Here is a 13,893-nt window from a genome sequence, read left to right on the forward strand (position 1 = left end):
TCCAGTATCACGCAACAGGTTTTTCGCCCTTGAACAACGAATGCTATTCGACGGCGCGGCGGCGGTCATCGCCGATACTGCGGTCGTGGCACGTAGCGGCGCCGAAGATGCTTCCGTCGCGATAAGCGGCATCAGCGTCAGCGACACCGATAGCGCAACACAACACGTCACCTTGAATGCCAGCCATGGCACGCTGAACCTGGCCAGTACCAATGGCCTCACCGGCTTGACCGGCAATGGCGGCGCCAGCATCAGTTTCAGCGGCTCGCTGGCAGACATCAACGCCGCCTTGAACGGCATGTCGTTCCGGGGCGACAGCAACTTCAATGGTGCTGCCTCGTTTACGTTGACCAGCAACGACGGCAGCAATACCACCAGCAAAACCATCGACATCAACCTGACCCCGGTCAATGACGCACCGACGATTTCCGGCAGTGGCCCGGCGTTGCAGGTGGACGAAGGCGGGACGGCGAATTTCTCGCCGGCCACCAGCTCCCCCGACGGCAAGGGCTTCACCCAAAGCAACCTGGGCATGACCGACGTCGATAACGTGCAGCAACAGGTCATCATCAAGCTCACCTCCCTGGCGAGCAATGGCACCTTGTTGCTCAACGGTAAGGAGCTAGGGGTAGGGTCGAGTTTTTCCATCGACCAGATCGCCAACCTCAGCTATCGCCACAATGGCGACCAGGTCATCAATCCCGCGGGCCTCACCGACAGTTTCACCATTACCATCGATGACGGCGCCGGCGGCGTCGTTCATGACCACAACGTGCAGGTTCACGTCAATCCGGTGAACCAGGCGCCGACATCGAGCGGCACCATCACGATCATCGAGGGCGAGCAAAGCGTCAACCTGACCGACAACGGCAACCTGGTCAGCCCAATCGGCACGCCCCGTGGCACGATCCAGATCGGCGATCCCGATCAATCCCCGGGTGTTGATTTCACCTATACGCTCAACTCCCTGCCGACCCACGGTACGTTGCGCTATGACGGCGTGGTGATCACCGACAGCAGCTTCGTCATCCTGGACCTCTCCAAGCTCACCTACAGCCACGACGGCAGCGAAGCCAGCGGGGCCGGCGCCACCGATAGCTTCTTGCTCAATGTCACCGATGACGGCGGCGGCACCGGTGTGCCCAAGACGTCGACGTTGACCGTCGATCTCACCATCCTGCCCAACAACGACGATCCGGTCCTGGATCACAGCATCGACCAGAACCTGAATCCTGGGGAAACGATCCGCGTCGTCACCAACGCCATGCTGCAGGTCACCGACAACGACTCCTTCGATTCCAGCCTCAGGTATACGCTCACCGCCGTGCCCGACAGAAACGTCGGTTATTTCACGCTCAACGGTGGGTTGCTGGTGGTGGGATCGAGCTTTACCCAGGCCGACATCAACGCAGGCAACGTGGTCTATCACGTTCGGGCCTATACCGGCACGGCGCGAACCGACAGCATGAGCTTTACCGTCAAGGACGGCGGCGTACGCCTGTATCCAAGCGCGCGCGATGGCGGTATCTACGACACCGACGCGGCCAACAGCTCGTTGACGGTCAAGACGTTCAACGTCCACGTGCCGGCCGAGCCATCGACGTTGCCGGGGGCACTGCCGGCCGACCCCGCGCCTAACCAGGCGCCCGTCAGCGGCGGCGACAAAACCGCGACGATCGACGAAGCCGCCAGCTACACGCTGACGACCGCCGACCTCAACGCCACGGATGACTTCACCCCCGCCGACGGTTTGACGTACCGGGTGCTGGTCACGCCGGGCAGCGGCACATTGCTGCTCGACGGTGTGGCGATCGGTGCGTTCGGCACCTTCACCCAGGCCGACGTGGACGCTGGACGCGTTACGTTCCAGCACAGCGGCGACGAACACTTTGTCGACAACTTCCAATTCTCGGTTTCCGACGGGACGCTGACCACCGCGACCGAAAATTTCAGCCTCAGTATCGTGCCGAAAAACGACACACCGACCGCCACCAATGACGATCGGGTATTCACGGCCGAAGGCGGCACCGTCACCATTACCAACGGCAACATCGTGGTCGCCGATACCGACAGACAAGCCGATGCCAGCGGCGGCACCCAATACGCCACGAGCAACGACGTCATCCTGCAGATCAGTGCGCTGCCACAATTCGGTCACCTGACGCTTGGCGGCGTGACCGTGACGTTGAATCAGACCGTGACCTCGGCGCAATTGGCCGCGGGCGACCTGAAGTACGTCCATGACGGCAGCGAAAACTTTACTGACAGTTTTTCCGTGGTGCCCGTTGACGACCAGGGCGTGGCCGTCGGAGCGGGTACCAACCAATCCAGCACCGGCTCGGCTTTGGTGGTGCCGATCACCATATCACCGGTCAACGATGCGCCCGCGTTCAATTCCAAATCCCAACTGGTCGCCGGTGAAGCGGGCGCCATCCACGAAGGGGAATCGGCAGTGATCGGGGGTGCATCGGGTTATGCCAATGCCGATGGATCCGGGACGATAAATGGCTCGGTGGGCGGCGCGCACCTTGTGTACGGCGATGACGATAACTCCAGCCTACAGCGCCAATACCGGCTCACCGCTATTCCGGAGCATGGCAGGTTGATGCTCAACGGCGGCGTCCTCGGGCTCGGCTCGGTCTTCACCCAAGCCGACCTGGACGCCAATCGCGTCACTTATCAACATGACGGCAGTGAAACCAGCAACGACTCATTTTCCTACATCGTCAGTGACGGTGATTTCAGCGCCAACGACAGTGGCTCATTCGCCCAGGGCGTCACCGCCACGGCATCGACCTACAACATCGAAATTCTGCCGACCAACGACAAGCCAACGGTGTCTGCCCCCAACAACCCGGTCAATATCGACAGCACCGTCGCTGGCAACAATCCGGTGGGCGGCTTCACGGTGGGCGATCTCGATGACTTGAGCGGCGTCGGCACGCAGGATTCGGTGCAAGTCATCGTGCGGCTGACCCAGACCGACGGCACCGCTTTCACGGCGGGCGAGTATGCGGGCGTCACCCTCTCCGTCGGCCTGGGCGGCGGCGCTACCCGAGACGCCGATAAAGACGGCAATGGCGATTACCTGGTCCTTCGCGGCACCCGGGCCGAAGTCAACGCGGCGCTGGCGACCCTGACCGCCAGCGTCAACGACCCCAGCAACGAGGACCATCAATACCGTATCCAGGTCGTGGTCGATGATCGGCTGCGTGACGCCGGCGGCAACCTGACGACGGGGGCCAATGGCGGCAGCGAAAACCAGGCGGCCACCCCCGGCGGCAACGGGCAGCCGATCTCCGCCGTTGAATTCGATGGATACACCGACAGCGTCACCGGCACCGACCTCAACCTGGCACAGGCCAGCGTGTTGGTCCGCGTGTCGACAATCAACAGCCTGCCCAGCGTGGGTATCCCGGCGTCCCAACTGATCAACGAAGATCGCTCGACCGCCGTCACCGGCATCTCGGTGGTCGATACCGAGTCCACGGCCCTCGACGTTCCGGTCTCCGTGACGGTCAGCGTGCCATCGGGCCAAGGCATACTGGGGATTGGCGGCGCGGGTACGCAGACCACCATCACCCTGCCGTCAGGGCGAACCGTGAGCATCAGTGGCGATAACAGCAACAGCGTCACCCTGATCGGTCGGGCGGACGATATCCAGTCGCTGCTCAACGCCGCCGGCACTGGCTTGACTTACACCAGCGCAGCCCACGCCAACCACGACTACAACGGTGCCGCTGCTGGCGACGTTACGCTCAGCGTGCAATTGAACGAAGGCACCGCCGCCATCGGTGGTGACGTGGGCAGTGGCAGCGTTGCGTCGCCCGCCCAGACCAGCGAACTGGCAATCACCCTGCAAGCGACCAACGACGCCCCTACCGTAACGGCAGGCAGCGGTAGCCTGGCGATAGGCCAAAGCGGCGCAGCGGTGGCCGTGCCGGGGTTCTCGGTCTCGGATCGAGACTACAACGACGGTGGGGGCATCAGCGCACCGCCAGGCGAGAGCGCTTCGCCGGAACAGGACTTCACTCAGGTGACCGTGCGCCTGACCGATGCCAATGGCGTGCCGCTGAGCCAAGCGAGCTACACCGACATCATTCTCGGCTCCACCAGCTCGCCCACGGAAGATCACACCAGCTTCGAAATCGATGACACCCATTCCGGCACCGACAGTGCACTGGTCATCCGCGGCAGCCTGGCCAACGTCAATGCTTACCTCGCGGGTTTGCAGGTTACCCTCAGCGGCACCCTTGCCAACACCGACACCAGCTACAGGGTGCAGGTGATTGCCGACGACCGCATTCGCGACGTTGCCACCGGCGTGCTGGATGCCAGTGGTCTGGCCAACGGCGGCTTGAATCCGTCCGGTGCTTCGACCGCCGTGGTCCCCGCCACCGTTATCGATCCCTACGCGGCGTTGCCTGGCTCGCTCACGCTCAATATGGGCAGCAACACGCGGACGCTGTTTGTTTCCAGCCTCAACGACCCGACCCAGGTTACCGCCAGCGACGTCACCGTCAGGGAAGGCTCGGCGACCCTCAACCTGACCGGCAGTGTGGGTGGGTTCACCATCAGTGACCCGGACGCCAACGGTGCCAATACGTTCTCGGCCATCGTACACGTCAGCCAGGGGGTGATTTCCGGCGTGGGCGGCAGTGGTGGTTCGATCAGCGGTGTGGGCAGCGATACGGTGACGATCAGCGGGGCCACCCAAGCCGAAGTCAACGCTCGTCTGCAGGCCCTGACGATTACTTACCCGACGGCCACGGGCGCGCCGGCAGGCAGCGACTACACGGGCAACTTCACGGTGACGGTTTCCGTCAACGATGGCGGCAGCACCGGGCAGCGTCCTGGAGCGTTGACCGGCGACACCGACGATGCCAACCAGAACCCGGGCGATTTCGACTACGCCGACGGCACCACCGCCGCGCTGATCACCACCCGCACGATCAATGTAACCGTGCTGCCGGTCAACGATGCGCCTTTGGCCTCGGGCCTCGACAGCTCGCAAACCGTGACCAAGGGCGGCAACCCCGTTCGTCTGGATGGCGACGGCAATGTGGCCGTCAGCGACCTCGAACTGGATGTGAGTGCTGACAAATGGCAGGGCGCGACGCTGACCATCAACCGTCAGGGCGGCGGCAATGCCGATGATGTCTTTGGCCTTTTCGACAGCGATGCGGGGGACGATGCGGTCGGTGTTCAGGTCAACGGCAGCGACCTGCTCGTCGACGGGGTGGTCGTGGGCAGCATCAGCAATGCCTCGGGCACGCTGCAAGTCACCTTCAACGCCGATGCCGACGGTTCAGTGGTCGGCAAAGTGATGGGCGCCGTCACCTACAGCAACACCAACGCCTCGACATCGGCCAGCGCCGACGTAGCCGTCGACTTCGTGCTCAACGACCAGAACCCGAACACCACCGACAGCGGCACTGCCGGCAGCGGCCAGGACCAAGGCGCCGAAGGGCGGAAAATCGCGACGCAAACCATCACCATCCACCTCAACACCGCGCCGGTGGCCGTGGACGATGGCCTGCAAACCGTCCAGCAAGGCGATCCGGCCAGCGGCAATGTCCTGCCCAATGACAGCGACCCGGACGGCAACCCTTTGAGTGTCACCGGGTTCACCGTCGCGGGGGTCGTCGGCACGTTCAATCCTGGCGATACCGCCACCATTGCCGGCGTCGGCACCCTGACCCTCAATGCCAACGGCAGCTACTTGTTTACACCAGCGCCATCCTTCCACGGCGATGTGCCGGTGGTGACCTACAGCATCACCGATGGCACGGGCGGCGCCGACACCGCCGACCTCACCATCCGGGTCAACGCGCCACCGGTTGCGGTGGACGATGGTCTGCAAACCGTTCAGCAAGGCGATCCGGCCAGCGGCAATGTCCTGCCCAATGACAGCGACCCGGACGGCAACTCCCTGAGTGTCGGCGGGTTCACCGTGGCGGGGGTAGTCGGCAGTTTCAATCCTGGCGATACCGCAACCATTGCCGGTGTCGGCACCCTGACGCTCAACGCCGACGGCAGCTACCTCTTCACGCCGATCCCCACCTACCACGGCGATGTACCGGTGGTGACCTACAGCATCACCGACGGCGTGGGCGGTACCGACAGCGCCGACCTGACGATTCGGGTCAACGCGCCGCCAGTGGCGGTAGACGATGGGCTGCAAACCGTCCAGCAGGGCACGCCGGCCAGCGGCAACGTCCTGCCCAACGACAGTGATCCGGAAGGTCATCCGCTGAGCGTCGCCGGGTTTACCGTCGCGGGGGTTGCGAGCACTTTCAATCCTGGCGATACCGCAACCATTACCGGTGTCGGCACCCTGACGCTCAACGCCGACGGCAGTTACCTCTTCACGCCGGTTGCGACCTTCCACGGCGATGTGCCGGTGGTGACCTACAGCATCACCGACGGCGCGGGCGGTACCGACAATGCCGACCTGACCATCCGGGTCAATTCCACGCCTGTCGCCAACGATGACGGGGTGTTGCTCACGGACCGCGACACGCCCATCCAATCCATACAGGTGTTGGCCAACGACACCGATCCGAGCGGCCATCCGCTCACCGTCACCCACGCCCAGAGCGCTGACGGCAGCGTTACGATCAACCCAGACGGAACCCTGGATTTCACCCCGGCACCCGGCGTCACGGGCGATGTCACGATCACCTACGTGATCAGCGATGGCGTGGGTGGCAGCGACACCGCCCAAGTGCGCATCCATATCAATGAGCCGCCCGTGGCCGTCAACGACGGTGTTCATAGCGCGCCCCAAGGAGACCCGATCAGGGGCAGCGTGCTCGGCAACGACAGCGACCCCGAGAACGATGCGATTCATGTGGTCGACTTCACCGTGGATGGCGTGACCGGCACCTTCGCGGCCGGCGACAGCGTGGCAATCCCAGGCGTCGGCACGATTAGGCTCGACCTCGATGGCCGCTTCGTATTTACACCGAACGCCAATTATCTCGGCGCGGTGCCGACCATCGATTATCGGATCACCGACGACCATGGTGGCTTCGCAACGGCGCAATTGAGGCTGCGCATGGACTCCTCGACATTGCCGCTGCCGCCCACGTCCGATGTCTCGACAGATCGGAACGCGCCCACCGGCGACGTTCTGCGCCATGAATACCCGGATTGGCAGCTTGATTCGTTGAGCGTACGGCGCGACATGGTGCCGGGCTTGTTCGTCACGCTTCCGGTGATGGATTCGCAAATCCAGGCCGATGAACGACTCGACCCGCTGCGCTCCGGCTATGCCGAAGCCTACAGCGGCGAAATACGTTCGGAGTCGATCGGGATCGGCCTCGGTTTCGTTCCTAACCTACACGTCACGCTGGCGGTACAGGATTCGCAAAAAACCGTCGATTACCAGGAAGGTTCGCTCAAATTCAAGGACAGCCTGTATTTCACCGGTGGCCATAGCTTGTTCGGCGATTTCGATGCCTTGCAGCCTGGGGCTGAAGAGCCTTCGGCAAGAGAAGTCAAGCCCAGCCCGCCGTCTGATCAGCCCAAGGCGGCCGTTTCCTTCAGTGACCAAATCAGCCAGGCCGCCAAACAGCGCCAGCCTCATTCGTCCACTCAAGTCGAACGGCTACCGGCGCCCCAGCGCAAAGGTTGACCCAACGTCCTCTACTTTCCTTATAAAAACGGTAATCACATGTCTTTGATGGAAAAAAATCGTTCAGTACTGGGCGCAGGCTGGGTCGCGGCCATGGTTATCGGCCTGGCAGGCTGCTCCGTTGCGCCGAAACCGTTGCAACAAGATGAAATTCACCAACGAGTGGCCGGGGACCAGCTCCAGCTTTACGCCGACCAGGAACCGATCAAGGGGCCATTGACCTTCGCCGACGCGCTGGCACGCTCGCTCAAATACAACCTCGACTATCGCCTGAAGTTGATGGAATCGGCTCTGGCGGCGGGCCTGCATGACGTTTCACGTTACGACATGCTTCCCAAGATGCTGGTCTCGGCTGGCTACACGTCGCGCAACAACGAGTCGGGTGGTACGAGCGTCGGCATTGAAACCAACACGGTTTCGTTGATCCCCTCCTCCTCCGTCGAGCGTAACCGGACACTGGCCAACGCTGAGTTTTCCTGGAACCTGCTGGACTTTGGCGTCAGCTACTACCGCGCCAAGCAGAGTGCCGACCAATACCTGATCGCCGAGGAGCGACGCCGACGCGTGATGCAAACGGTTCTGCAGGACTTGCGCACCTCCTACTGGCGCGCCCTGGGCGCCCAGCGTCTTGAAAGCCAGGCCGACGAGCTGCTGAACCGTGTACGCCTGGCGCTGGGCAAATCACGGGAGGCCGAGGTACAGGGTCTGCTACCGCCGGCACAGGCGTTGGCTTACCAAAGCGCCCTGCTGGACGCGACCACTTTGCTCAACGCTCGCCGCCAGGATCTGGAATTCGCCAAACGCGAATTGGCCGCGCTGATGAGCATTCCACCGGGCACCCAATTCACGCTGGCTGAAGAAAGCGAGCCCTCGCTGCCTGGCGTCCCGGTCGACATGGCCAAACTTGAGGAAATCGCCTTACAGGCGCGTCCTGAGCTGCGTGAGGAAGACTATCGCAAGCGCATTTCGGCGGACGAAGCGCGACGCCAATTGCTGGCACTGCTGCCCAGCCTTGGAATCAACATCAACGATCAGTACGACTCCAACAAATATCTCTATAACAGCAACTGGGTCGACAGCGGCGTACAGGTCAGCGCCAACCTGTTCAAGCTGGCGGCCATCCCGGCCACGCAAAAAGCCAGCGCCTCCCAGGAAAAAACCGACAACGCGCGCCGCCTTGCGCTCTCGATGGCCGTGCTGACACAAGTGCGCATCTCGGTGGAGCGCTACAAGCTCGCCTTGGTCGATTACGACCTGGCCGACCAGTCGAGCCAGGTCGATCAACGCATGGCCAAGTTCGCCCGCGCTTCGGTGTCGTCCCGCACCGATTCCGAGCTTGAAGTCATTCGCACCGAAACCCGCGCCCTGCTCGCACAGTTCCAGCGATACTCGGCCTACGCCACGGCGCAGACCGCTTTCGGGCGCATCTACAACTCCCTGGGCCTGGACGTGCTACCCGAAGACGTGCGCGACGCCAGCGACTTGCAGCAACTCTCGCAACAACTGCAGGAAAGCCTGAGCCGTTCAGAACGCCAGGCGTTCACGACGGCGATCGGAGAGTTGCCTTCGCAGCAACCGCTGGCGGTACGCCTGGAATACTCAGGCGATACCCGGGCAGCCAATGACATGCTCGAAGTGGCTCGCCAAGCATTGAAACGCAACCAGTTCGTGCTTGCCGAAAACAACCAGCCCGGGCCTACGCTGATCATGCAACTGCGTATCGCCAACGTTCAGGACGGTATCCGTCGCGGTGAATGGAGCGTAAGCCTGCGCCGTGCCGACGGAAGCGTGGCAGGCACCAGTCACTACCAGAGCACGTTGCGCGCCCAGCCGGACAGAGATTCCTTGAACGCATTCTGCGAAGCCGCCACGGTCGCTGAAGTGCCGAATTTGCGCGCGTGGTTGAAATCGGGCCCAACACAGGTGGCCTCGAAATGAAGATCCGATCACGTTGTGCTTCTCTTTCTGTGATCGGCGGTTCGTTGCTCGGTCTGGTCGTGTCAGCGCAACCGGCATGGGCACAAAGCGAAACCGATGCCGGCGTACGCGTGCTGCTGGTGGCCGACCAGGAAACCACCCTGGCGAGCCAGCTGGTGGGGCGGGTACGCGCGGTCAACGCGTCGCTGGGATCGACGTTCAGCAAGGGTGACGTGCTCGTCAGTTTCGACTGCGACGAACAGGTCGCTCGCCTGAAGATGGCCCAGGCCGACCTGAGCTCCGCCCGTGAAACCCATGACGCCAAGCTGCGCTTGCAAGGGTTGCAGTCCGCCGGCGAGGTGGAAGTTTCGCTGGCCGCCAGTGCCGCAGAGAAAGCCGCTGCCCAGGTGGCCCAGTACCGGGCCCAGCAACAACAATGCAACGTGCTCGCACCGTTCGACGGGCGCGTGGTCAAGGTCCAGGTCAAAGCCTTTCAGGGCGTCAACCTGGGCCAACCACTGCTCGACATCATCAGCAAAGGGCCATTGAAGGTACGTGTGAATGTACCTTCCAAATGGTTGGTCTGGCTCAAGCCCGACCTGCCCTTCCAGGTTGATTTGGGTGAGACCGGCAAACGTTATCCCGCCAAAGTCAGCGCCATCAACGGCCAGGTCGACGCCGTCAGCCAGACCATCGAGCTTGAAGGGGTGATCGAAGGCCGGCCCGTCGATCTGCTCGCCGGCATGAGTGGCACTGCGCTGTTCGAAGCGCCGCAATGAACGCCCAAGCCAATACAGCGCCCAACCCGGTCGCGGTGCTGCTGCATCTTGAGCAGCGCGCACAAGAAGCGCGCAGTACCGCCGAGCTGGGTTTTGTGATAGTCAACGAAACGTGGCAACTTTTGCGTTATCGCCAAGGCTATGTATTTGTCAGCGATGTGCTGGGCAAGCCCTCGCTGAGCAACGTTTCCAGCTTGGCGGTGCTGCCTGAAGAGACACCGTTTACCGTCTGGCTCAAGAGGCTGGCCCAGCATCTCTGGACGCAGCCCGCGTTATCGGCCGAATCGACACCAGCCACCGTCTTGCATCTGTTGCGAGCCCGGGACCTTCCCGAAAGCTTCGCCGAGGGCTGGACCGAATGGATGCCGATGCATCTGCTGTGCGTACCGCTACCGCCTCGCGATCATTCACGTCGTGGCATGTTGCTGCTTGCCTGCGATACCGAGCCGGACGAACACACCCAGGCCCTGCTCGCCAGACTGGGGCAAACCTATGCCTACTGCCTCGCGGCGCTGACCAACAAACGCCCCACGCTCGGCGCCCGCTGGCAAGTCTGGCGACAGCGCCCGTGGCGTTTATTGGCGTTGGGGACGGCCATGGCCCTGGCGTGCCTGGTGCCGGTCCGACTGAGCGCCCTGGCACCGGCCGAGATCGAAGCCCATAACGCGATGGCCATCGCCTCCCCGCAAGATGGCGTGGTGCACGAGTTCCTGGTGCAGCCCAACCAGATGGTGCAAAAGGATCAACCGCTGTTCAGCCTCGACGACACGACCCTGCGCAATCGCCGCGCGGTTGCCCGGCAAGCGCTGGAAGTCGCCCGGTCCGAAGCGCTGCTCGCTGCGCAAAAAGCCTTCGAAAGCGCACAGAGCAAGGGCGAGCTGGCCGCGCTCAATGGGCAAGTGCAGGAGAAACAGGCCGAGGTCGCTTGGCTCGACGAAATGCTTGAGCGCAATGTGGTCCGAGCGCCACGCGACGGCATCGCGATATTTGGCGACACCAATGATTGGATCGGCAAGCCGGTGGTCACTGGCGAGCGCATCATCCAGCTGGCCGACCCGCAAGATGCGGGGGTGCTGGTCTGGCTCCCGGTGGCCAATGCCATCAACCTCGATACCGGTTCTGAAATTCGTCTGTTCCTGCACGTTGCGCCGCTATCGCCCTTGACCGCCAGCCTGATCCAGACCAGCTACCAGGCCACGCTTTCGCCAGACAACATTCCCTCGTATCGCATTCGGGGGCAGTTCCAGGGTGATGCCAGCCAGTTGGCTCGGATCGGCCTCAAGGGCACCGCCAAGCTGTATGGCGAATCGGTACCGCTGATCTATTACGTCATGCGCCGTCCGTTGGCCGCCCTGCGTGAATGGAGCGGGCTGTGAGCGAACTGGACCTGGCGACTCTGCTGTCGGGCTCATCGGCCGGATCGACATTGCAAGGCCCAGACGTACATCTTCCCGAACACCTGCCCGCGGTGCGCGAAGACTTGCGCCTGATTCCCGCGGCCGCGCAACGTGATGGCTCGCCAGCCTGGATGATCCAGGACCCGGTCGGTAACCGGTTCTTCAACATCGGCTGGCTGGAGTTCGAGATCCTGTCACGCTGGTCCCTGGGTAGCCCGACCCGCTTGCTCGAGGCGCTCGCGGCCGAAACGCCCCTGAACGTCAGCCGAGCGGAACTGGCGGCCTTGTTGGCGTTTCTGAGCCGCCATCAGTTATTGCATGTCAGCGACGTCACCGGTACCCGACGCCTGGAAGAGATGGCCCGGCAAGGCAAGCACACCGGTTGGCAATGGTTGCTTCACAATTACCTGTTCATGCGCGTGCCGCTCTGGCGTCCGCAGCGCCTGTTAGAAAAAACCCTGCCCTGGGTCGCGCCACTGTTCAGCCGGACCTTTCTGGTGTGCATCGCCCTCGCCATCGTGCTGGGCCTGTTCTTCGTCGAACAGCAATGGGATGTGTTCGTTGCCAGCTTCCAGCAAAGCCTGTCACCGCAAGGCCTGGTCGGTTATCTGGTAGCCCTGGCGATTACCAAGTGCCTTCACGAGCTCGGCCATGCCTATACGGCTACGCGCTACGGCGTGCGCGTCGCGCACATGGGCGTGGCATTCCTGGTGCTATGGCCGGTGCTCTACACCGATACCAGCGAATCCTGGAAGCTCGCCGACCGCCGTCAACGCTTTCACATCGCCGGTGCCGGCATTCTCGTGGAGCTGCTGGTTGCCGGAGTTTCGACGCTAGGTTGGGCCTTGTGCGAAAACCCAATGCTCAAGAGCGGGCTGTTCTTCCTGGCGACCACCAGTTGGATGATTTCATTGGCCCTCAATGCCAGCCCCTTCATGCGCTTTGATGGGTATTTTTTGCTGTCGGATTGGCTCGACCTGCCCAACCTCCACGAGCGCTCGGGTGCCTTGGCGCAAGCCTGGATGCGCCGTCGCCTGTTGTCCTGGGACGAACCCGATCCGGAAGTCGTAGCGCCGCGCCTGCGTGGTTTTCTCATTGCCTTTGCCATCGTCACCCGTATCTATCGCCTGGTAGTGTTTCTCGGCATCGCCGTCGCCGTGTATTACCTGTTTTTCAAGGCGCTGGGTATCTTGTTGTTCCTAGTCGAAATTGCATGGTTCGTCGTCATGCCTATCCAGCGTGAACTCAAGGTCTGGTGGGATCGTCGCAAGGAGATCCCCACGCGGCGAGGTCGTCTGCTTTTGCTCGGGCCAGGCGCGCTGATGCTATTGGCCGCCTTGCCGTGGAGCACCCAGGTGCAGGCGCCCGCCTGGCTGCATGCAGAGGTTCAATACACGCTCTATAGTCCCTTGCCGTCCCGGCTGGTGGAAATGCCTCTCGCCGGGCAACCGATCGAAGCCGGTTCAACCTTGGTCGTTCTGGATTCCCCGGTCATACGCGACAAGGCCGAACGGTCTCACAAAGCGACCCTCGCGTTGCGCGCGCAACTCGCCGGACTCCCCGGAACTGCCGATGGGGCCGAAAAATATGCCTCGATTGCCAGCCAGCTCAACCGTCAGCAAGCCGAGTCCGCCGCCCAGGCGGCCGAGTTGCAACGCCTGACATTGCGCGCCCCGATGGCCGGAGTGCTCATCGACATCGACCCCGCCGTGCAGCCCGGCGTCTGGGTCAAGCCCAATCAGCCGCTGGGCGTCTTGGTCAGCCCCGATAGCTGGACGGTGGAAGCATTCGTTCGCCAGCAAGACCTCTCGCGCGTGGCCGTTGGCGCTCGCGCGCGCTTTTATGCACAGGGAGGCAGCGGCACGACGCTTGAGGGAGAAGTGATCGGCATTGACGATTCACGCACCCAGAACGTCCCGCATCTCATGCTGAGCACGACCTACGGCGGTCCCATCGCCGTCTCCGCAAAACAGGACCGGAACCTGCAGATCCGTGATGCCCTTTACCGGGTGAGAATACGTTTGGACGCCCCTCCCGCCCAGATGATGATGCGCCTGGGCAACGTGTCCATCGAGGGGGCCCGCATCAGCCCGGTTGCAGAGCTGTTCACCGATGCGTTGTCGATTCTGATCAGGGAAAGCGGGTTCTGAAGGGGGCTTTC

5 protein-coding genes are annotated in these 13,893 nt (G+C 62.5%); all 5 read left to right on the forward strand.

Annotated elements, in window-relative coordinates:
• Nucleotides 1–40: 40 nt before the first annotated feature.
• Genes DOCECA_RS14395 through DOCECA_RS14415 form a run of 5 tightly spaced genes read left to right on the forward strand, consistent with a single transcriptional unit; the run spans nt 41 to nt 13,882 of the window.
• A complete protein-coding gene (locus tag DOCECA_RS14395; RefSeq protein WP_445570723.1) occupies nt 41–7,639 on the forward strand; it encodes an Ig-like domain-containing protein in 7,599 nt (2,532 codons plus the stop codon).
• A 39-nt stretch (nt 7,640–7,678) separates the two neighbouring features.
• On the forward strand, nt 7,679–9,577 hold the full coding sequence (locus DOCECA_RS14400) for a TolC family protein (RefSeq protein ID WP_445570724.1): 1,899 nt from the start codon (nt 7,679–7,681) through the stop codon (nt 9,575–9,577).
• Nucleotides 9,574–10,335 (forward strand): efflux RND transporter periplasmic adaptor subunit, encoded by a 762-nt coding sequence (locus DOCECA_RS14405; RefSeq protein ID WP_434559948.1) that lies wholly within the window; start codon nt 9,574–9,576, stop codon nt 10,333–10,335. The genes DOCECA_RS14400 and DOCECA_RS14405 overlap by 4 nt, the downstream gene beginning before the upstream one ends.
• Nucleotides 10,332–11,711 carry an efflux RND transporter periplasmic adaptor subunit gene (locus DOCECA_RS14410; RefSeq protein WP_445570725.1) on the forward strand — a complete coding sequence of 460 codons (1,380 nt, stop codon included), beginning with the start codon at nt 10,332–10,334 and terminating at the stop codon, nt 11,709–11,711. Before DOCECA_RS14405 ends, DOCECA_RS14410 begins: the two co-directional genes overlap by 4 nt.
• Complete coding sequence (locus DOCECA_RS14415; protein WP_445570726.1) at nt 11,708–13,882, forward strand: HlyD family efflux transporter periplasmic adaptor subunit; 2,175 nt, start codon at nt 11,708–11,710, stop codon at nt 13,880–13,882. The genes DOCECA_RS14410 and DOCECA_RS14415 overlap by 4 nt, the downstream gene beginning before the upstream one ends.
• The last annotated feature ends 11 nt before the right edge of the window (nt 13,883–13,893 follow it).

The organism is Pseudomonas sp. E102 (genome assembly GCF_052660185.1).